Below are 20,034 nucleotides of genomic sequence, written 5' to 3' on the forward strand. Positions count from 1 at the left end.
TCCCAGCAGCAATCCTACGCAGAAAACTCATTCTGATTGTTCACCATAGCCTGCTCTTTTCTGAGCAGGCTTCCCCTCATAAGGAGCATACTTATGTCCTCACGTGGCGTAAACAAAGTCATTCTCGTTGGCAATCTCGGTCAGGATCCGGAAATCCGCTACATGCCTAACGGCGGCGCTGTCGCTAACATTTCACTGGCAACGTCGGAGTCATGGCGTGATAAGCAGACCGGTGAAAATCGTGAAATCACCGAATGGCATCGCGTTGTGCTGTTTGGCAAGCTTGCAGAAGTCGCCGGCGAATACCTTCGCAAAGGTTCTCAGGTCTATATTGAGGGTCAGCTGCGTACCCGCAAGTGGCAGGATCAGAGCGGGCAGGACAAATACTCGACTGAAGTTGTCGTGAATGTTGGCGGCACCATGCAGATGTTAGGTGGCCGTACACAAAACAGCGACCAGCAGCAGTACAGTGGCAACTGGGGCCAGCCTCAGCAGCCGTCACAGCCAGATCCCGCTCCGCAACAGAAAAACAGTGGAAATAACGGAAAAGGTAATCGTGGTTCGCAACGTAACAATGCCGGCCAGCCCACGCCTCAGCAGCCCGCGCCACAGTCGCAGCCTGCAGGAGACTGGGATGATGATATACCGTTCCTCGGACACGGTTACGGCATGGCAAAACACGCTTCATCCTCTCTCTGACTCTTCGCTGCGTTTTGACTGCTGCACTAAATTTCACCATAATCCTTTAAAGGTTACTGACGATGCCTGCCATACTACGGCTGAACGGTTTTCGGTTCTTTTTCTACTCTAACGAAGGTAATCCGCGCGAACCTGCTCACATTCACGTGATAAAGGCTGGTACAGAAGCAAAATTCTGGCTGGAGCCGGTTGTAAAACTGGCAAGTAACGATGGATTCGATTCACGGACGGTAAAAGAGCTGATGACAGTGATAAGGCAACACCAAACCATGCTTCTGGAGGCCTGGAATGATTATTTCAGCTAAGAACGTTCGGTTCGATCATCACATCATGTGGGTCGAACTCTCAGACGAGCGGATAATCGGCGTACCGCTTTCATGGTTTCCCCGGCTTCGCAATGCGTCTGCCGAACAGCTGAAAGACTACGAACTGTCCCCCCGTGGTATCCACTGGGACGCACTGGACGAAGATATCTCAATCGATGGCCTGTTACAGGGGCGCGGTGATGTTACGCACCCGCCTCATCAGGTCGCCTGAAGGTGCTGATTAAAAAACGCTGACTCCGGTCGGCGTTTTTTTTGAAAACGCAAAAAGAGTTGTTGATAGAAGCATGCTGAAGAGTTGCGCACAGTGAAGCCTGTTCTCACTGTACAGGAACTTTTTCAGATGAAATTTAAAGCCGTCTTTGCCGCTTTACCGCTTGCACTGCTGGCGGGGTGCGTTCAGCAGCCCCAGAAGTTGCAGGAGCGTGCTCCCTCCGAACCGGTTCCTCCGGTCAGCGTTTCCCGCAATATTCAGACACCTGCTGATGATGTATACGCGCGTACGCCTGAAGTGGTTCGCTACGATCGTTACATGCTGGTCAGCACTGATCCGCAGGCTGTGCAGCGCGACCCCCTCTCACAGATTATTGACGTCCGCATCCCCTCTTCAGTGCAGCCAACCGTGGCTGACGCCATGCGCTATGCCCTGAAGCAGTCCGGCTACTCGCTTTGTCAGACCGGTCCGGCTAACGGCGTGTTGTACCGTCAGCCGCTGCCGGCCGTCCAGTTCCAGCTCGGCCCGATGCGCCTTCGCACCGCGCTGCAGGTGCTGGCGGGCCCGGCATGGGAGCTTGAAGTTGATGACGTACAGCGTGTGATCTGCCACAGCCTGCGTGCCGGTTATCAGTTGCCCGTGACACAGCTGCCGCCGCGTCCTGCCAGCGCTTACGCACCGGCTGCTGGCACTCCATCTTCTGCCAGTTCCTCTCAGGTGATCGCCCCTCGTCCCATTCAGGCCCAGCCTGCTCACGGAGGGTGGCTGACAAAATGACCACAGAAACGTCCTTCCCTCACGAAAACGGTGATGACGTTGTTCCGTCATCAGGCGGCAGGTTCAGCGCCCTAAAACGCCGGCTGCCGGCTATAGGACTGACCACGCTTTCGGTTGCCGCACTGGGGCTCGCATTCATATCGCTTCGCGCCGGTGTGTCGCAGGAAAACCGTCTCAGCTACGTCGAGAAGCAGCAAAACGTGGTTTACACCCAGGCACTGGCTAAAACCGATTTTGAACCACTCCAGGCCAACATCAGCACTCAGGCCGAGGCGATAAAAAGGCAGCAGGTTCAGCTCGATGCGGTCCGTAAATCGCTAGAAGCATGGTCTGCCAAAGGCTTATCTGAAGCAGTCGATCAGGTTCGCCATTCGATCGATGAGCTGAATGATTCGCAGACTGCACTGCAGAGCCGTCAGGCTGCAATGGAACAGGCAGTTACCGCACTGCAGCACCCGCCTCAGAAAGCGCAGCAGGCCACAGCTGAACCCAAAACGGCAACACCTGTAGAAAAGCCAGCACCCGCTAAGCCGCACCGGGCAGTCAAAACCGTGGCCCGTAAAGCGCCATTTGTACTGACCGGCGTTGAAAAGCGGGGCACGGAGTCGTTTGCGGCCATTGCGCCGTCGGGATTCAGCTCGCTGGCTGAAATCCGCCTGATCGGCGAAGGCCAGACCGTTAATGGCTGGACACTTGTTCACGCCGGCTACGGGCAGGCGCAATTTCGTGTGAACGATCGCTTAACGACTATCAACGTTCGCTAACGGAGGTGATATGAAGCTAAAAATAGCCAGCTTTGCAGCGATTATGCTTTGCTGCTCTGCGCAGGCCAGCGTTCTGGTTCAGAATTCCAGGGGCGATCCGGTGGATGCGCCGGCGCAGAGCGTGCAGCAAAGCAGCGTGCAGGATCTGAAACAGCAATCCGGTCAGTGGGGGCTAAGTCAGGACGATTATGAGCGCTATCAGTCGCTGATGAACGGTCCGCGCGGCATTCAGTCACCGGGTCTGGATCCTCTGTCAACGCTGGGTATCGAGGCGCGGAGCCAGGCCGAACGTTGTCAGTATGCTGAGAAGTGGGTAAAGGAAGAGTTTGCGCGTACGCAAAAAGAGCTGGATTTCCAGCGCGAAGTCACCGCCGCATGGAAGCGGCTCTATCCGGAAACGCTTGCGGTAAATATGGGCAACGCAGCCGGCATTGCCCACGACACCGGAGGCCGGCTGGCGCTGTTCGTTAAGTCAGCGGGCTGCGGGCAGTGTGACGCCCGGCTGGCAGCGGTATTAGCCGATAACAGGCCGGTTGATATCTACCTTGTAGACAGCCAGGGCGATGACGGGAAACTTCGCGGCTGGGCAAAAGACCATCACATTCCGCTGGACAGGGTGCGCAGCCGTCAGATCACACTGAATCACGACGGCGGTCGCTGGATGCGGTTCGGTAACGGCATGATGCCGGTGGTTCTGCAGCAGGGGGAAGATGGATGGCAACTCGCCGCATTCTGACCGGAGCGGCGCTGCTGCTTTCATTTTCCACGTTCGCCGGTGGCAAACAGACCGTTCCGGAGGGGTATGTGCGCGTGGCACAGACTCACAGCGTGCCGCCTGAATCGCTCTACTCCGTCAGCCTGCAGGAATCATCGCGCAGGCTGCCGCAGGGCGAACGCCCGTGGCCGTGGACCCTGAACGTCGCAGGTAAGGGCTATCGCTATAAAACTCGCCTTGAAGCCTGGCAGGCGCTGCAAGTGTTCATGAAAACGAACTCACTGAAGCGCATCGATGTCGGTATCGCTCAGGTTAATCTCGGCTGGAACGGCCAGCGTTTTACGTCAACCTGGGAGGCGCTGGATCCTTACGTGAATCTCAACGCCGCTGCCGCCATCCTGCGCGAGTGCTGGGACCGGAACCCCGGAAGCTGGCTCGATGCAGCCGGCTGTTATCACCATCCCGCAGGCGGCGCACCCGCTGCCCGCTATCGCGCTTTCGTTAAAAGTAAGCTCGCCATGCTCCAGTCCTCGCCGCATCTGCCGGCGGCTACCGCAGTTGAACAGACCGCGTCCGCATCGGTGCCGGATAACGGCCTCGTCTGGATAGATCCACGGAGTCAGTGATCATGAATCTGAAAAACCTCATTGTTACCGCATTCATCGCCTTTTCGCCCGCCGCGCTGGCTGAGCTCAACGTCATTGCAGACCTGGGCGGGCAGAGCACGCAGGCTATGTTCGAAGCCGTCAACCGGCAGGATACGCCGCCTGCGCCTGCTGCAGCTCCTGAAAAGGGTGAAGCGGCCATGCTGCCCGTTATTACGCCAGAACTTTCCCCCGGAAACGTGACTCCCCGGGCGCTGCAGCTGCCGGGCATCGGCGCGCTGTTTATCATGGGTGATGACAGCTATTCACGGCAGTGGCTGCAGCAGAACGTACAACAGCTTTCGGCCAGAAATGCAGCCGGCCTCATTGTGAACGTTGAAAGCATGGCATCGCTGGAATCTCTGCGCGGTCTCGCGCCCGGTCTTCAGCTGGCCCCTCATCGGGATCTGAACTTGCCCGCCGCCTGCAGCTGACCCATTACCCCGTACTGATCACGGACAGCGGCCTGTCTCAGGAGGTAGGGCATTGATATCAGCTCCTTACGTCGCGGCACTGCTGATGCCAAATCCGGTCCTGCTGGCCGACTTGCTGGCCGTGATTATCTTTCTGCTCTGGCGCTTTCGCCGGCACTCGGTCAGCGAGCGGCGGCACCGCCGTTATCGCGCAACGGCAGACCGTGTCTATACCCGCCTTCGCCAGCTCAGCGGAGACGGGCAGCGCATGAGCTATTTGCGCAAGATTAATCCCTACGTCTTTGAGGAGTTACTGCTGCTGGCATTTGAGCGTCAGGCTATGCCGTACAGCGTAATGCGTCATACAGCGGCGACGGCGGGCTGGACGGACGCGTACACATAAACGGTGAGTGCTGGCTGATTCAGGCCAAGCGCTACAGCCGGGCGATAACGCCGGCGCACGTTCAGGACTTTGATGCGCTGCTGACGCGTATGGGGCAGCGTGGTCTGTTTATTCATACCGGCCGGACGGGCCAGAAAAGCAGGACTGCCAGTAGCAGTTCACAGCAACTGATGATTATCAGCGGACAACGCCTTCTGGCTCTGCTGGCTGGTAAACCCTTTAAGGAGTTTTCTTTGTGAGTGATAAATATGTAATTGAGGCCCTTCTGCGCCCGGCTGTGGAACTGAATACAGCGGTCGCAGCGGGCACTGCCGCCATCGTCTGCGTGACAACTCCCTGGGCAGTAGCCCTGGCACCCTCCGTCAGCTATGTCACCGCCGGCGGATTCGCAGTGCTTTCTGCCATACGCGCGCGTCAGGGAATGCAGGTTATTCGCTACCGCCGCAATCTTCGCCGTTTACCTCGCTACATCATGACGTCAAAACAGATCCCCGTCAGTAAACGTCGGCTTTTTCTGGGCCGCGGGTTTCGCTGGACCCAGAAACATACCCAGCGCCTGCGCGATACGCTGCGCCCGGAAGTGGCCCATTACCTTAAGCCATCAAAGCTGTATCAGCTTGCCCGCCAGTTAGAGGAAGCGACAGAAAGCAGTTTGCCGGCGATCGGCAGACTGCTTAGTGCAGATTCGCCAGTCAATCCGGTTCGCCCGCTTCCCCCGGTTGGCGGTAATCCGGCCGTACACGGCATTGAACCGGATGAAACTGACGTCACGCTCGATCTACGTGAGCGTGTCGGTCACACGGTTGTCTACGGTACGACACGCGTGGGCAAAACACGCCTCGCTGAGCTGTTAATCACTCAGGATATACGTCGTGGAGACGTCACCATCGTGTTTGATCCAAAAGGCGATGCGGACCTGCTGAAAAGGGTCTGGGCGGAAGCGCACCGGGCGGGGCGGGGCGATGAGCTGACTGTTTTCCATCTGGGCTGGCCTGATATTTCCGCGCGGTATAACGCCGTAGGACGCTTCGGGCGCGTATCGGAAGTCGCTACCCGCGTTGCCGGCCAGCTCAGCGGCGAAGGTAACAGCGCAGCGTTTCGCGAATTTGCCTGGCGATTCGTGAATATCGTTGCCCGGGCGCTGGTTGCTCTCGGGGAACGTCCGGATTACACGCTCATCACTCGCTACGTGAACAACATCGCCGATCTGTATCTGCGTTACGCCGAAAAAATCATTACCGAGAAACTGCCTGAACTGCACAGCCAGATCGAAAACAACGCCAACGCATTTAGTGAGGACGACGTGCCGCGCAACATGCAGGGGCAGCCTGAAGCTATCCGGATATGGGCAGTTGAAGTGGCGCTGAGTTCTGACGCAGGAAACGAGCTGTATGACCCGATACTTGACGGGCTGCGCTCTGCAGTACGCTATGACCGCACCTACTTCGACAAAATCGTGGCGTCACTGCTGCCGCTGCTGGAAAAGCTGACCACCGGTAAAACGGCGGAGCTGCTGTCTCCCGATTATCTGAACATGGAAGATCCGCGCCCTATTTTTGACTGGGAGCAGGTTATTCGTAAAAAAGGCATCGTTTACGTGGGGCTTGATGCTCTCAGCGACAGCGAAGTTGCAAGCGCCGTGGGTAACAGCATGTTTGCCGATCTGGTGAGCGTAGCCGGTCATATCTATAAGCACGGTATCAACGGCGGCCTGCCGGGTTCAAAAGAGGGCAAAGACCCCATTAACCTGCACTGCGATGAATTCAACGAACTGATGGGTAATGAGTTTATCCCACTCATCAATAAAGGCGGCGGTGCGGGCATGCAGGTGACGGCCTATACGCAGACCTCATCTGATATTGAAGCCCGGATCGGGAGTGCGGCCAAAACCTCTCAGGTTCAGGGTAACTTCAACAACCTGATCATGCTGCGCGTGAGAGAGAACCGGACGGCAGAGCTGCTGACCTCACAGCTGCCGCAGGTTGAAATCTACAGCAAAACGCTGGTCTCGGGTCATCAGGATTCAGCTGACGTCACCGTCAATCACGACTTTACCTCCAGCACCCAGGACCGTGTAGGCACCATTAAGGTGCCACTGCTTGAGCCTGCCGACATTGTGACACTGCCTAAAGGTCAGGCTTTTGCGCTGCTTGAGGGCGGCCAGCTCTGGAAAATTCGCATGCCGCTGCCGGCGGGCGATGCAGGTGACGTGCATATGCCTGAGAACATCGCGCGTCTTGCAGAAGAGATGCGCCGGAATTACCACAGCAGTGAAGGGTGGTGGGACAGCCGCAGTTCAGCAGCTGCGCCAGTGAAGGGAGATAACAATGGCTGAGGCACGTCGTACCGCACCGCAGCAATATCCGCAACAGCACCCTGCGCAACCGCGTGAGCACGGCCTGTTCTATAACCTAGTCTGGGGCTGGCCGTGGAAACTCGTTGGCGTGATCCTGGCTTCACTGATGGTGAGCCTTGTCATTGAATATGTCGGGATTGCGTTCTTCTGGCCTGAAATGGGGGCAGCGCACAGCCAGGCCGTGATGAATACCGAGTTTGGCTATCTGTCTTCTGATTTTACCCGCAGCCTGCTGCTTTCCGAGCCGGCTGCAACGGTGACGCGCTGGATAACGGATGCTTATCAGTGGGCGTTTGTGGACAGTGGGATCATCGGCTGGATACAGGAAAAATATCAGGCCGAGATGAACAGCGGCGATGAGGTATCGCGCAATCTAAAGGGTGCCAGCAGCTGGCTGGGCAAATATCTGCAGCAGTACATGCTGGCAACGGTATATGTCTCTATCGTGACGCTGATTCGCGTCACGATCATTGCCCTTTCTGTACCGCTGTACGTACTGGTTATATGCGTTGCCGTGGTTGAAGGGCTTGGCCGACGTGATTTGCGTCGGTTTGGTGCCGGATATGAATCGTCTTTTCTGTACCACCGTGCGAAAAGGTTGATTAAACCAGCCGTGTATCTGCCGGTGATGGCCTATCTCTCTTGGCCTTCGGCTGTCTACCCAAATCTTCTGCTGCTGCCAGCAGCGTTAATGCTGGGGCTCACCATTACGGTGACAACTGCATCATTTAAAAAATACTTATGACTTTTATAAATAATTATCTGCGGGGTGTTTTTTGATGAGCACTGAAAAGCCATAGGGCATAACAGTGCATTGGAAATAGTGATGGAAAACGACCTGACCGGCTTCCTTTCTTTTACCGCCAGTACATCTGGCTAACTGTAAGCCACTGACCGTGTAAGCGTGTCTCACGCTGCCTTATAAGCCGCTCATGCGGCTTTTGCTTGATTCAAGCTCTGTTACTTATCGAATCCGCAAGAGTTAACATAAAAATCCTCCGCAGTTAAATAGTCTATCAGTCAGTGGCTGATGCAGTCAGGTTCAGATGTGTTTGTATCGGGATTCCAGTGTTCCGGTCAGTCGCATATCCATTTCCCAGAGGGTTGTCATCACACCCTCAAGTGGATCTCTGCCGCTATGGTAGTACGTATTAAAAAGTGTGCCGTCGGGATATTGGAACAAACAAAGTTCATCTAAAGAATCTTTTCTTACCAATAGAGATGACTCTACTCGAGAGTTATAAACCATATAAATCAAGCAGTTGTTAATTCTTAATGGTAATGTGTTCCCTCCTTTTGGTGACACATCAATCGTGATGCTGAGTGAAATATGTCTCTCCCGCAGATAAACAAGCTCTCGGAATTCTTCACTAAATCTGGAACCATAAACAACGAGGACGTAATCCAGCTGGTCAGCCGTTTTGTTACTAACATCTTTGAGCAGGGCGTCAAGGCTGTTGACCTGCATAGTAACTTTTGCGGATAATTTCCACATGTATTGATGCAGTTTGCGAAGTATATAATTTTTGATATCAGATGCTGAGGGGAAATCTACATGAAAATTATGATTTAGTCCCAGGGAGACATACTCTTTAGAGACATTTGCTGGAATATACTCCATTTGCCAATTCTTATTAAAATTCGAACTGGTAGTAAAACTTAAACATGCTAGTAAAATATCTTCGCGAAGACTTTCTGATAATGATTGTGTAAGTCTTAATTCTATGTTTCTGAAATGGTCCTTATCAACTTCAGCTGATATAATATCGGATTCTTTGCTGCGGTTAAACAGGGAGATATATCTATCCAGAATGCCGTTAAAGAAAATTACATTCGTTGCGTAGTCGGCCTCGGAAATAATATATGCATCAAAGGGTTCTTCATGGGTCCGTTTTAACCTTTCCAGTAACATGATTACTCTGCACTTACTTGAATAAGAGAATAGTCCCCCAGCCAGAGCTTCGTTAACGCGATGCGTAACCTGCTCGTTTTTCCTGGCAAGTTTTATGGCGAGTAAAGCGTAGGCACCATAGAGGCTGCCCAAATCCTCTCTAACTCCTGAATACATGCGCCCAGCAATCAACGGCCTTTCATTAAATGAGTTCATGACTTCAATCGTTTCTGACAAACCATGATACCAACTGGAATCATGATGAGTATTATAATGCTCAGTTCTTATAATAACATCTATAATATCGGTGGCATCTCTGAATGCAGGCGTTAGTGTATCGTAAGTGCCTCTATCCTCATACAATCTCGAGTCTAGAAGATGAGTAACAAGATCAACTAAATCAACATGCTCTTGTGGTTCTATATTTGCAATAATATAAGCTGATATCAGCAGTCGCATATCCGACAATGCGTTTGAAAAAATAATGGCTTGTGCTGCTGCTTCATTGTAAGAGCCACTTCGGAGCATCAAGTTCCATTGTGAATCTGTTTCCTGCAGATTCAAATAATCAGGTGTCAGAAAGAAACTGTGCCATCGATACTCTTCCTCCCAATGTCGTTCAAGACGACTTTTCTCATACCAGAGGCAGAGAACGTCATGGACGTTTCTCACTGAATAATTATTATCACCAACCACCGGGGGGAGCAGCAGACGGACAGTCTGATGCAAGTGGTACATGAGGCGGGCAGCAAATTCATCGCTGCCGGGTTTGCCAATAATCAACCCTAGACTCCACCCTTCCCACTGGCTGATAAAATTGCGAATCAATTCCTGGTGCGTTTGCTCCTGACTGGCTGAAAGGGTGGTTCCAAGCCCGGCTCGCCACTCATTTAGCACATGCCAAACGCCAAAGAGTGACTGCAGGAACTGTTTAAAGTCCGAAAAATTAGACGCCTCTGATTTCCGATACACATATAACGGGATATACATGGATTCGTGAAAATATTCACCTGATGTTTCCGTCGTTTTTACCACCTCACGAAAAAATTTTCTCAAGTCGTAATGAAAAGACGCGCTGATTGAAAGATGTCTCCCAAGTTCACTTTCTGTATCGAGATAGTTTCCTTCTGAATGTGAAAAGCCTCTTTTTAGTGAGCTATACGTTTCAATTAATCGAATAACGCCCGCTTTAAATACGCTAATATTCTTATCATCAAGTGCATCGTACGCTTCAGCAAAAAAATCGAAAGTAATATCATCTTGTCTATTCAAATCCTCTGGCACACCTGTCACGAAACAACGGCTGTAAAGCCAGCACCAAAATTTGGATGGTTTTACTCCCTGATAGGACAGTAAGATTAATTCACCAGGCATGTTATTATGCGTAGGTAAAATCACGATCTCTACTTTTCCCTCCGATGCAGGGCGGAGTCTCTTAAGAAGAAATTTGAGGGGTTTTATATAGAAATCAATAATGATCTCATTCTTTTTGATGCCGCGTTTTACATATGACATGTTATTTTTGCCATAAGCCTGATAAGGAAGGATTGAGACTTTTTTTAGGTATTTTTCACCAAGGTAGACTCCTGGATACCTTAGACAAGAGCGAGTCATTGATTTATGAATATCATCCATCAGAATATGTGAAAGAAAATACTTTCTCATTAGTCCGTCTCTTTTTCTTTCATCCAGTACATTTTAGGCTAGTAACAAAAAACCAGATGGATAGTGTAATATTGAACAGCATCCATAAAAATGCGGTGACTGCAAATGCAGTATTAGTATATTTATCACCAAAAGATGAAGCCATCCCACCTAGCAAAATAAATCCTGCAAGTGACAGACCACTTAGACCGGAGAACATGTATCCGGAATGCAGTTGATAGGCTGACTGAATATGTAGCCTTGCAGATTTCTTCTGGAAAAGTACGCTAATAAGGCCTACAACTAACGGAAATACGATACCAATAATTGTGAGTTGGCTGCCAAGTAAATTCGACATCCATCCTGATAAATTGGTAATGCCTGTGAAATGCTGGCGTGCGAATGGATGCAGTACAGGGCGAAAATATTCAGCCAGCCATACGGCGCCTGCCGCAGTAGTCCAGAGTACAATCATAGCCTTGATGTAATGGGTAGAACAACTAACAAGCAACCTCTCTATCCAATTCCATCTGAGTTTTTTGTGGTCCCGGTTTAATTTCAGATCCCGAAATACATCTTCCTTAGTCTGCCATGAAACGCTCTTCAGTAGTTTGCCAATCATAGATATCCCTAACTATCGATAAAAATTATCCCTTACAATAATTGTTAATCAGAATTTAATCATGTGAAAGTTTTGCCGATTCATTAGTTCTTGATTTTCAGTTTTATATGTCTTCCGGGAAGATAAATTTACAAGAGGCTCCAACTGACAAAAGGGGTTGGGGATGCGATGCTGGCCGACGTCAAGGTGATTTCCTATCAGGATAACTTGAACCGCAGCAGGGTGGCCGCACTTACATCACTATAGAAGCTCAAGCACGAACTCGAATTGGGTGGCTGGGCATCTATCCTGGCAAGAGTTGATTCGCTGGTGAACTGGCTCGTACTGCGGACTAAATCAATGAGGCTGAAGTTTTTTATACATAACTGCTGGCGCGTACGGCGCTTGCCAGAATTAGCCAATCTAATTTGATTGAGTTACAAAGATGACCAGCTGAATTTTTTGCGGAAAATTAGTTTGATTGAATAAACCTTTTTTAATTCATCTTCGCTGGACGGCGGCACCTGAAATTGTTTTCAGGTGCCGCCGTCAGCAGGCAAGGTGCGTAGCGTCGCGTCAGATTCGTACATTAACTACACCAATTAATATCAATTCTCTCCACGTCACTCCCCTTCAATCAGCTTCCGAGCTGCTTCTAAATTTTTATTTTCCCAAAAAGAGTTAACGGCTGAACCCGGCTGCCAGATTTCGCATGCTTACCGCACTCAACAACCACTGGAGGTGCATATGAAATCTCTTCGTCCGGCAACACAACTTCTGTTATGCGGCGGTGTGCTGGGCCTGACCTTTTTCGCGTCCTCTCCTGCGTCTGCATCTGAGAAAGACGAGCTGGCATCCGCTCAGCGAATGATCGTCCAGGTTCAGGCTTCGCTGGAGCGGGCGCGGGTTGCCGCAGCACAGGCTGATCTATCGGAGCGTGGCCGCTATTTCTTCGATTATCAGCGGGCAAACGACGACCTGAAAAATATCAGCACCGGCATTGACCGCTATATGGAACCCGCGCGTGCTCAGCCCCGTGATTTGACGGGCGTTGCCGGAAATTACCGCCGGGAGCATCCCTGATGGCGATGACCGCTGCTCAGATCGCTGCATTCAAATCTGCCTCCGGAAATCTGGATCCATCAGGTCTGCATCTTCTTTGCCTCGGGTTTCTGTTCGGCTTCATGTTCTGGTGGGCTGCCTGGGCAATCGTTGACGTTTACTCGGGCTGGGCAAATCAGCGCCTCAAGGACGGTGCGTTGGGCAGAGCCATTGTCCGCTCAGTTTTATTGTTAGTTGTAAGTATCTGGATGTTTGGTAGTTAAACCTTAATCAACCCCTTAATACAGGTGAAATCATGTCTAAATTTGCTTCTGTTGTATCCCGCTCAGTTGTTAAAGCTAAGTCTTTTTATGCCCGCGCTCTGGCACTGGTCCTGTTCGGCTGGTTGTCTGTGAAACCGGCCTTCGCAGATCTGCCAACTGTTGAAGCCCCCACTTCAAGTGGTTCCGGTACCGGCCTTAATGGTCAGCTGACAGGTTATATTCAGGATGGTTTGGTTCTGGGTGGACTTGTCCTTTGCTCGGTTGCGTTTTTTATGGTTGCTCAGAACTGCCTCGTTACTTTCAATGAAGTGCGTAATGAACGCGCCACATGGGTCAAATTTGGTTCGATTGTAGTTGTTGGCGTCGCGCTTCTGGTTGCCATCATCTGGCTGCTGGGCAAGTCTGCCGGCATCATCGGATAAGGAGCTTCACATTGGCGACCATCAGGTTTTTACCGGATCGCCTGAATGCTGAGCCTGTGGTGTTTCGGGGGTTTACCACCCCCGAGTTAGGGCTTGCGGCGCTAATCGGGGTTGCGGTTGGCTTCATTCTGTCTCTGCCTCTGCTCCTGTTCTTCAGCTGGCTGATTGTGCCCACGGTAACGCTGCTTTTCCCACTCGTCCTGATCGCATTTGGTGGCCGGTGGCTCAGTAGCAAAAAACGTGGCAAACCCGAGAATTTTCTCTGGCAGCGGTTTGATCTAAAAAAGCGCCGCATGGGGCTGGGCGATCCGAGATTAATTATTGACTCGCAGGGCTGGTCCCTGCGACGCAGCAAAACCCTCAGGAGTACCAGATGAGTCGTTTTCGCCACGCGGTTAAGGGCCGCGATCAGCATATTTTTACCCTGCGGGCGACCTGTGTCGTATTGCTGCTGTTACTGGTTACCGCTATGGGGGGCTGGATGCGGGCACCTGAAAAGCTGACCATCCATAACCCGCCTGATTTGCGTAAGGGCAGCACGCGCCCGTGGTGGGAAATCCCGCCTCCGACCGTGTACGGCTTTACCTATTACATTTTCCAGCAGCTGAACGCCTGGCCCAAAAACGGCAAAGTGGACTATCCCGCACGCATTCAGTCGCTTTCAGCTTACCTGACGCCACAGTGCAAGGCGTTTCTTGAGGAGGATTCAAAGGTTCGCGGTGAAAAAAACGAGTTAACCGACCGTGTGCGCGTCGTTTACGAAATTCCCGGACGTGGTTATTCAGGTGACAGCGTGAAGGTCATCGATCGTGATAACTGGGTGGTGAAACTCGATCTTGTTGCCGACGAGTACTACCTCACCGAGCCGGTTAAACGCGCGATGGTGCGCTATCCGTTAAAAGTCGTGCGCTGGGACGGCGACTCTGAATCTAATCCATTTGGCATGGCGCTGGACTGCTATGAAGGCATCCCGCAGCGTCTTTCCGCCGCGCCTGAACAGCAGAAACCAGAAAGGAAGGGGATGTTCTGATGTTGAATCCATCTTTTAACTCAGGATCGCGTGCATGCCTTATGGCGCTGTCACTGTCGCTGCTGCCGGTCGCAGTGATGCTTTCCGCACCGGTGCAAGCGGACGAACTGATGAAATGGGAGCGCGTGCCGCTGCAAATTCCCCTTAAAACGGGTCAGGAACGCGTGATTTTCGTTGATAAAAATGTGCGCGTGGGTTTCCCGCCGGCACTAAATGGAAAATTGCGCATACAGAGCACCGGCGGCGCGGTCTATCTCAAAGCTGACAGTGATTTTCCTCAGACTCGCCTGCAGCTGCAGGATATGGAAAGCGGTGAGGTTATTCTGCTGGACGTTCGTACGACGGCCACCGCATCAGCCGAACCGGTTAAAATTGTTTACAGCGGAGACGTCAGCACCCTCAGCAGTGCAGCCGCCGGCACTGGAGAGAAAGCTGACAGCGACAGCAACAGTACGCAGACGAAGCGTAAAAAAGTGAGCTATAAGGCTCCTGTTCCGGTACTGCTGACGCGCTACGCAGCTCAGAATCTGTATGCGCCGGTGCGAACAGTTGAAGCCGTGCCGGGCATTCATCCCGTTAATCCGCACCTGCCATCACGCATTACGACGTTATATCCCTCGGCTCCTGTGACCGTGTCACCGGTAGCGGGCTGGGGCGTGGCCGGTCGCACCGTCATTGCGCTGAGGATCCGCAATAGCTCGTCACAGAAGGTCGTGCTCGATCCACGTGAACTGCAGGGCCGGTTTGTCACGGCCACCTTCCAGCACCGCTGGGTGGGTGCCGCCGGCACGCCCGAAGACACCACCACGCTGTACCTGGTCACCGCCGGTCGTCCTGATGACGCTTTTGTACGTGAGCCCTCCGTCGCGCACAAGGCTGCTACCCGCCCTGCCCAGAAGGTGATCCGCTATGAAAATTAAGTCAAACGGACTGGTTAAAGTGCTGGTTCCGGCCATTCTGGTTGGCGGCGGATTCATTGCGGTGAAAAGTTACAACAGCAAGCCGCAGGAGCCCGCCACGCAGGCTGCACATGCACAGACAGACGACGCGCTGAAAAACCTGTCTCCGCAGGAGCTCAAAGCGCTCGGCATAGAGGGCGACACGCCACAGGATACGCTGAAAACCATCGTGGGCTCGCTAAACGCCGTTCGTCAGCAGCAGGATTCTCTTAACAAGCAGAATGCCAGGCTGCTGGATGAAAATGAAAAGCTGCGGGAGCGCAATACCAACGTTTCCGGCCAGGTTAATGAAGCGGTTCAGGGCGTGGAGAAAAGCTATCACGAGCGTGAAAGCCAGATGCGCCAGCAGCAGAACGTCCTTACGTCAAAAATCAACGAGCTGACGAATAAACTGCAGAATGCCGGTAAGGGTATTGCAGACAAGGCAAAAGAGTCTGACAGCGATATCCCGCTGGGTCTTGGTCTCGACGGCATGGGTGCCGGCGGTGGCAATGCCCCGGCCTCCGGCAGTGATGGCCTGATGTGGATCACGCCCCAGGACCGCCCCTCCACGCCCTCAGCGCAGAAAAATGGCGCGTTGGACAGCAGCGCCGGCAGTTCACAGTTCCCGACGTCGTTTCTCAGTGAAAACGCGCTGACGAAGCAAAAAGGTAGCTATGAACAACAGGTAAAGGGTTCAACCGCTGAAAAAGGCGCAGAAGAGGAAGCCGAACCGGTGTATACGCTGCCGGAGAACTCCACGCTGATTGGCAGCCGCGCCATGACGGCACTGCTCGGCCGCGTGCCGATCAACGGCACCGTAACCGACCCTTATCCCTTTAAGGTGCTCATTGGTAAAGACAACCTGACGGCCAACGGCATCGAGCTGCCGGACGTCGAGGGCGCGATCGTCTCCGGCACCGCCTCAGGCGACTGGACCCTGTCCTGCGTGCGTGGTCAGGTCAACAGCGTCACCTTTGTGTTCACTGACGGCACCGTACGTACTCTGCCGAAGCCGGACCGCAGCGGCAAAGCCGGCAATAACAGCAATCAGAACGGCGGCAAAGAGACCGGCACCAGTGGCGGCATCGGCTGGATTTCTGATGAAAACGGGATCCCCTGCATCTCCGGCACGCGCAAGTCTAATGCCTCAAGCTATCTGCCAACGATCGGACTGCTGGGTGCCGCTGGGGCTGCGGGTGACGCCATCAGCCAGAATCAGACGACAAGCCAGACCAACGCCTACGGCGGCGTGACCTCTACGCTCACCGGCGATGCCGGGCAGGCCGTTCTGGGCAAGGCGATTTCAGGCAGTTCTGATGAAATTTCCGAGTGGGTTAAACAGCGCTACGGGCAGACTTTTGATGCTATCTACGTACAGCCGGGGGCAAAACTTGCCGTACACATTACTCGAGAGCTGGCGATCGACTACGAAGATGAGGGCCGCAGGGTGCGTTACGACTTCACCCTGCCGGGCGAAGACGGCAGCACTGGCGGACTGGACTGAGGATAAGTGACCATGAGTATTACTGCAAAATTCGGGATTTTCATGATTATTGCAGCCAGCGCGCTTGCCGGCTGCTCCACTAACAAAGATGAAATGCTGCCGCCGGGTTACAGCAACATGCTGGAGCTGTGGAAAGGTACCGACGGTGAATCAGGCGTCTCGCGCGGCAGTGAAGCCCGCAGCACGCTGCGCCGTGGCCTTTCTGACAGCGAGCAGCAGGCCGCACTGAGCGACGATAACAGCTACAGCCGCACGCAGGAGTCCGAAATCAGCCAGCAGTTCCCGCGACTGCCTAATCCTGACATGGTGATGTACGTGTTCCCTCATCTCGCACACGGAAACACTCCCGTGCCCGGTTACAGCACCGTTTTCCCCTTCTATGACCAGACGCAGTACGCCATGCCTGGCGAACGTACGGAGGCGCTGTAATGTTCGGACTCTTTAAAGGGAAATCTCCTGAAAAAAACCGCCACTTATCTGACGTTTCTGAGCAGGCCGGTCCGGAGCCCGTTGCCCGTCCCGGTAAAATGTCTCAGGCCGATGAAAAACGCGTTTACTCGCATAATCCGTCCATCGTTGATTATCTGCCGTGGGCAGAGTTTCTGGATGAGGAGCAGTGCCTGCTGCTTGATGATGGAATCTCCGTAGGTGCCGTCTATGAAGTGGCGCCGGCGGCAACCGAAGGCCGTCCTGACGATCGCCTGGAGCAGATCCGCGACGTGGTGGAAGATGCGCTGCAGGACAGCTTTGACGACCTGGCGAGCAATCCGTGGATCGTTCAGTTCTACTGTCAGGATGAAAATAACGTGGATGCCTACCTTGACCGTCTGCGCGGCTACGTAAGGCCGCACGCGCAGGGCAGCGAGTTTACCGAGGCGTGGCTCAGGGAAACAGAACAGCATATGCGCGGGATTGCGCGTCCTGAAGGTCTCTTTGAAGACAAGCTGATAACCGGCCAGCCGTGGCGCGGGCAGCAGCGACGCACGCGCATGGTTATCTACCGCTGGGCGACAAAAACAGCGTTGATTTGATGTCACCCATCGGCATGCTGAATCAGGCGTGCGAGCGCCTCTGCAGTGCCTTTTCCAGCGTCAACATCTACTGCACGCGCCAGAATGGCCTGCAGGTTCACGCCTGGCTGCTGCGGATGTTTAATCCTGCGCCCGAGGGCATGAATAAAGAAGCGTTTTACCGCGCGGCGGCCTATGAAGACAGCCGCGACACGCCTGCAGGCATGATACCTGTAGAGAATGATTTTGCCGAAACCCTGCTGTTCACGCCGCCACGTTCTGACGTTGAAAACGGGGTGTGGTGGCTGGATAACATTGCCCATTCAGCCATTTCCGTAGAGCGCCTGCGTAAACCGCCTGAGCCCGGCACGCTCACCGGCGAAAAGAGCCGGGGTGAAAAGAAAATTAACGCGCTGATGGACACGTTCCCCGAAGGCACCATGCTGTGCATGACGGTCGTTGCAGAGCCGCAGGACACGCTGGAAGAGAAGTTTAACCGCCTGGCGAAAAACGCCATCGGCGAGAATACCGAATCGGGCCGCGTCCGTCAGGACGTCGCTGCGGTCAAGGAGCTGCTGGGGAACCGCCACAAACTGTATCGCGCGGCAATCACCTTTATCCTCCGCGCAAAAGACATGTCCGAAATGAATCGAAAGCGCATCGAGCTCAGCACCGTACTGCTGAACGAAGGGCTGCAGCCTGTGCGCGCTGAACATGAAACCGGCCCGCTTAACACCTGGCTGCGGGCGCTGCCTATGTGCTTTAACCCGCAGCATGACAGGAAAAACTGGTATACCCGCCTGACGTGGGTTCAGCACCTTGCCGGGCTGCTGCCCGTCACCGGCCGCGAAACCGGGACCGGCAATGCCGGATTCAGCTTTTTCAACCGTGGCGGCGACGTGCTGGACTTTGATCCCCTGAACAAGGATGACCGCTCTCAGAACGCGCACATGCTGCTGTTCGGACCGACCGGCGCAGGTAAATCCGCCACGCTCTGCTCGATGCTATGTCAGCTGATGGCTGTTCACCGTCCGCGCCTGTTCATCGCGGAGGCTGGTAACAGTTTCGGACTGACCGCTGACTACTTTGAAAGTCTGGGCCTTACGGTTAACAAGGTCAGCGTCAAACCCGGCAGCGGCGTATCGCTGCCCCCCTTCGCTGATGCGCATAAGCTGTTTGACGGCGACGCGCCCGCCCCGGCAATTGATGAGAGTGAACTGCCGGACATTGAAGACGACCCGGATGATGATGAGAACGGTAAGCGCGACATTCTGGGCGAGATGGAAATTTCTGCCCGAATGATGATCACCGGCGGCGACCCGAAAGAAGACGCCGCGCTGAAACGTGCCGACCGCGCCATGATCCGCGAAGCGCTGATTATGGCCGCGCGTATAACTCTGGATGAAGGCCGCCAGATGCTGCCGGGTGACCTGCAGAATGCGCTAAACGCCATTTCACTGGAGACTGAAAGCGGCAACGGGCAGGTGCGTAACGAAACCCGCCGGGCGAAAGCGGCTGAAATGGCGGAATCCCTGGGCATGTTTACGCAGCAGGGGAGCTTTGAGGCTGAGCTCTTTAATCAGGAGGGTTCTCTGTGGCCGGAGGCTGACGTTACGCTGATTGACCTGGCGCACCTTGCCCGTGAGGGGTACGAGGCGCAGATGGCGCTAACGATGGTGTCGCTGACCAACACCATCAACAACATTGCCGAACGGGACCAGTACCTTGAGCGCGATATTGTTTTTACCGTGGATGAAGCCCACGTTGTAACGGTTAACCCACTTCTCGCCCCCTATATGACCAAAGTGGTTAAAATGTGGCGTAAGCTTGGCGCATGGCTATGGCTTGCCACGCAGAACCTTGAGGATTACCCGAACGCCGCTGGCAAGATGCTGAATATGGCGGAATGGTGGATCTGCCTGACGATGCCGAAAAAAGAGGTGGAGGATATTGCCCGCTTCCGGACGCTTTCAGAAGAGCAAAAAGCCGTGCTGCTTTCCGCCAGTAAGCTGTCGCGGTGCTATACCGAAGGCGTGGTGCTCTCGAAGAAAATTGAAGCGCTGTTTCGCGCTGTTCCGCCCAGCCTTTACCTCGCGCTCGGGATGACGGAGAAAGAAGAGAAGGCCGAACGTAAAGCACTGATGCGTAAACATAACTGTTCTGAGCTGGATGCTGCAATTCTCGTAGCGAAAAAACTGGATCGTCTTCGTGGATTGATGACGGAAGATGCCGCCGGGATGGACGAACACAACGAAAAGAGAGAGATGCTGACCGCATGATTAAGCTTAAGTATGCGCAACCTCTGACCCAGCGCCCTGCGCCGGACGAAACGCCAACCCCTGTGATATTCAGACTGCA

19 protein-coding genes and 3 pseudogenes are annotated in these 20,034 nt (G+C 53.7%); 20 read left to right on the forward strand and 2 right to left on the reverse strand.

Going from position 1 to position 20,034, the window contains the following annotated elements:
* The first annotated feature begins 93 nt into the window (after positions 1–93).
* From HA45_RS12330 to HA45_RS12380, 11 genes and pseudogenes are all read left to right on the forward strand, one after another.
* Positions 94–699 (forward strand): single-stranded DNA-binding protein, encoded by a 606-nt coding sequence (locus HA45_RS12330; RefSeq protein ID WP_100703004.1) that lies wholly within the window; start codon positions 94–96, stop codon positions 697–699.
* Between the two features lie 62 nt (positions 700–761).
* Complete coding sequence (locus tag HA45_RS12335) at positions 762–1,004, forward strand: DUF4160 domain-containing protein (protein WP_100703005.1); 243 nt, start codon at positions 762–764, stop codon at positions 1,002–1,004.
* Entirely contained in the window at positions 988–1,236 is a 249-nt protein-coding gene (locus HA45_RS12340) for a DUF2442 domain-containing protein (protein WP_007885438.1), read from the forward strand. Before HA45_RS12335 ends, HA45_RS12340 begins: the two co-directional genes overlap by 17 nt.
* Positions 1,237–1,365: 129 nt before the next feature.
* Complete coding sequence (gene pilL2 / locus HA45_RS12345) at positions 1,366–2,013, forward strand: PFGI-1 class ICE element type IV pilus protein PilL2 (RefSeq protein WP_100703006.1); 648 nt, start codon at positions 1,366–1,368, stop codon at positions 2,011–2,013.
* Positions 2,010–2,777 carry a DUF2275 domain-containing protein gene (locus HA45_RS12350; protein ID WP_100703007.1) on the forward strand — a complete coding sequence of 256 codons (768 nt, stop codon included), beginning with the start codon at positions 2,010–2,012 and terminating at the stop codon, positions 2,775–2,777. The genes pilL2 and HA45_RS12350 overlap by 4 nt, the downstream gene beginning before the upstream one ends.
* Before the next feature lie 10 nt (positions 2,778–2,787).
* Positions 2,788–3,513 (forward strand): TIGR03759 family integrating conjugative element protein, encoded by a 726-nt coding sequence (locus HA45_RS12355; RefSeq protein ID WP_100703008.1) that lies wholly within the window; start codon positions 2,788–2,790, stop codon positions 3,511–3,513.
* A complete protein-coding gene (locus tag HA45_RS12360) occupies positions 3,492–4,118 on the forward strand; it encodes a lysozyme family protein (protein WP_100703009.1) in 627 nt (208 codons plus the stop codon). Before HA45_RS12355 ends, HA45_RS12360 begins: the two co-directional genes overlap by 22 nt.
* A gap of 2 nt (positions 4,119–4,120) precedes the next feature.
* Positions 4,121–4,626, forward strand: a pseudogene (locus tag HA45_RS12365) (integrating conjugative element protein).
* Positions 4,623–5,191: pseudogene (locus HA45_RS12370) on the forward strand (restriction endonuclease). The pseudogenes HA45_RS12365 and HA45_RS12370 overlap by 4 nt, the downstream one beginning before the upstream one ends.
* Complete coding sequence (gene traD, locus HA45_RS12375; protein ID WP_100703012.1) at positions 5,188–7,287, forward strand: type IV conjugative transfer system coupling protein TraD; 2,100 nt, start codon at positions 5,188–5,190, stop codon at positions 7,285–7,287. The pseudogene HA45_RS12370 and the gene traD overlap by 4 nt, the downstream one beginning before the upstream one ends.
* Positions 7,280–8,053, forward strand: a complete 774-nt coding sequence (locus HA45_RS12380; RefSeq protein ID WP_100703013.1) for a TIGR03747 family integrating conjugative element membrane protein — start codon at positions 7,280–7,282, stop codon at positions 8,051–8,053. The genes traD and HA45_RS12380 overlap by 8 nt, the downstream gene beginning before the upstream one ends.
* 297 nt (positions 8,054–8,350) lie before the next feature.
* Here HA45_RS12380 and HA45_RS12385 read toward each other — a convergent pair whose 3' ends face one another.
* Both HA45_RS12385 and HA45_RS28135 read right to left on the reverse strand, forming a co-directional pair.
* Positions 8,351–10,864 (reverse strand): hypothetical protein, encoded by a 2,514-nt coding sequence (locus HA45_RS12385; protein ID WP_244563433.1) that lies wholly within the window; start codon positions 10,862–10,864, stop codon positions 8,351–8,353.
* Between the two features lie 19 nt (positions 10,865–10,883).
* A complete protein-coding gene (locus tag HA45_RS28135; RefSeq protein ID WP_244563434.1) occupies positions 10,884–11,465 on the reverse strand; it encodes a hypothetical protein in 582 nt (193 codons plus the stop codon).
* A 726-nt stretch (positions 11,466–12,191) separates the two neighbouring features.
* Here HA45_RS28135 and HA45_RS12390 point away from each other — a divergent pair.
* From HA45_RS12390 to HA45_RS12430, 9 genes and pseudogenes are all read left to right on the forward strand, one after another.
* Entirely contained in the window at positions 12,192–12,527 is a 336-nt protein-coding gene (locus tag HA45_RS12390) for an integrative conjugative element protein, RAQPRD family (protein ID WP_100703015.1), read from the forward strand.
* Positions 12,527–12,769, forward strand: a complete 243-nt coding sequence (locus tag HA45_RS12395; protein WP_100703016.1) for a TIGR03758 family integrating conjugative element protein — start codon at positions 12,527–12,529, stop codon at positions 12,767–12,769. The genes HA45_RS12390 and HA45_RS12395 overlap by 1 nt, the downstream gene beginning before the upstream one ends.
* A gap of 32 nt (positions 12,770–12,801) precedes the next feature.
* Positions 12,802–13,191: a TIGR03745 family integrating conjugative element membrane protein gene (locus HA45_RS12400; protein WP_100703017.1), complete on the forward strand. Its 390-nt coding sequence runs from the start codon at positions 12,802–12,804 to the stop codon at positions 13,189–13,191.
* A gap of 11 nt (positions 13,192–13,202) precedes the next feature.
* Positions 13,203–13,568, forward strand: a complete 366-nt coding sequence (locus HA45_RS12405; protein ID WP_100703018.1) for a TIGR03750 family conjugal transfer protein — start codon at positions 13,203–13,205, stop codon at positions 13,566–13,568.
* The gene (locus HA45_RS12410; protein WP_100703019.1) at positions 13,565–14,221 is read left to right on the forward strand and encodes a PFL_4703 family integrating conjugative element protein; all 657 of its coding nucleotides are present in this window, start codon (positions 13,565–13,567) and stop codon (positions 14,219–14,221) included. The genes HA45_RS12405 and HA45_RS12410 overlap by 4 nt, the downstream gene beginning before the upstream one ends.
* Positions 14,221–15,141 (forward strand): TIGR03749 family integrating conjugative element protein, encoded by a 921-nt coding sequence (locus HA45_RS12415; RefSeq protein WP_100703020.1) that lies wholly within the window; start codon positions 14,221–14,223, stop codon positions 15,139–15,141. Before HA45_RS12410 ends, HA45_RS12415 begins: the two co-directional genes overlap by 1 nt.
* On the forward strand, positions 15,131–16,666 hold the full coding sequence (locus HA45_RS12420) for a TIGR03752 family integrating conjugative element protein (RefSeq protein ID WP_100703021.1): 1,536 nt from the start codon (positions 15,131–15,133) through the stop codon (positions 16,664–16,666). The genes HA45_RS12415 and HA45_RS12420 overlap by 11 nt, the downstream gene beginning before the upstream one ends.
* Before the next feature lie 12 nt (positions 16,667–16,678).
* Entirely contained in the window at positions 16,679–17,095 is a 417-nt protein-coding gene (locus HA45_RS12425; protein ID WP_100703022.1) for a TIGR03751 family conjugal transfer lipoprotein, read from the forward strand.
* Positions 17,095–19,955: pseudogene (locus HA45_RS12430) on the forward strand (conjugative transfer ATPase). Before HA45_RS12425 ends, HA45_RS12430 begins: the two are co-directional and overlap by 1 nt.
* The last annotated feature ends 79 nt before the right edge of the window (positions 19,956–20,034 follow it).

Origin of the sequence: Pantoea rodasii (assembly GCF_002095465.1) — a bacterium.
Taxonomy (GTDB): Bacteria; Pseudomonadota; Gammaproteobacteria; order Enterobacterales; family Enterobacteriaceae; genus Pantoea; species Pantoea rodasii.

Coding starts and splice junctions, on each gene's coding strand:
- HA45_RS12425 (WP_100703022.1), top strand. CDS start 16,679: ATGAGTATTACTGCAAAATTCGGGATTTTCATGATTATTGCAGCCAGC.
- HA45_RS12415 (WP_100703020.1), top strand. CDS start 14,221: ATGTTGAATCCATCTTTTAACTCAGGATCGCGTGCATGCCTTATGGCG.
- HA45_RS12340 (WP_007885438.1), top strand. CDS start 988: ATGATTATTTCAGCTAAGAACGTTCGGTTCGATCATCACATCATGTGG.
- HA45_RS12380 (WP_100703013.1), top strand. CDS start 7,280: ATGGCTGAGGCACGTCGTACCGCACCGCAGCAATATCCGCAACAGCAC.
- pilL2 (WP_100703006.1), top strand. CDS start 1,366: ATGAAATTTAAAGCCGTCTTTGCCGCTTTACCGCTTGCACTGCTGGCG.
- HA45_RS12360 (WP_100703009.1), top strand. CDS start 3,492: ATGGCAACTCGCCGCATTCTGACCGGAGCGGCGCTGCTGCTTTCATTT.
- HA45_RS12335 (WP_100703005.1), top strand. CDS start 762: ATGCCTGCCATACTACGGCTGAACGGTTTTCGGTTCTTTTTCTACTCT.
- HA45_RS12330 (WP_100703004.1), top strand. CDS start 94: ATGTCCTCACGTGGCGTAAACAAAGTCATTCTCGTTGGCAATCTCGGT.
- HA45_RS12390 (WP_100703015.1), top strand. CDS start 12,192: ATGAAATCTCTTCGTCCGGCAACACAACTTCTGTTATGCGGCGGTGTG.
- HA45_RS12385 (WP_244563433.1), bottom strand. CDS start 10,864: ATGAGAAAGTATTTTCTTTCACATATTCTGATGGATGATATTCATAAA.
- HA45_RS12395 (WP_100703016.1), top strand. CDS start 12,527: ATGGCGATGACCGCTGCTCAGATCGCTGCATTCAAATCTGCCTCCGGA.
- HA45_RS12400 (WP_100703017.1), top strand. CDS start 12,802: ATGTCTAAATTTGCTTCTGTTGTATCCCGCTCAGTTGTTAAAGCTAAG.
- HA45_RS28135 (WP_244563434.1), bottom strand. CDS start 11,465: ATGATTGGCAAACTACTGAAGAGCGTTTCATGGCAGACTAAGGAAGAT.
- HA45_RS12420 (WP_100703021.1), top strand. CDS start 15,131: ATGAAAATTAAGTCAAACGGACTGGTTAAAGTGCTGGTTCCGGCCATT.
- HA45_RS12410 (WP_100703019.1), top strand. CDS start 13,565: ATGAGTCGTTTTCGCCACGCGGTTAAGGGCCGCGATCAGCATATTTTT.
- HA45_RS12350 (WP_100703007.1), top strand. CDS start 2,010: ATGACCACAGAAACGTCCTTCCCTCACGAAAACGGTGATGACGTTGTT.
- HA45_RS12355 (WP_100703008.1), top strand. CDS start 2,788: ATGAAGCTAAAAATAGCCAGCTTTGCAGCGATTATGCTTTGCTGCTCT.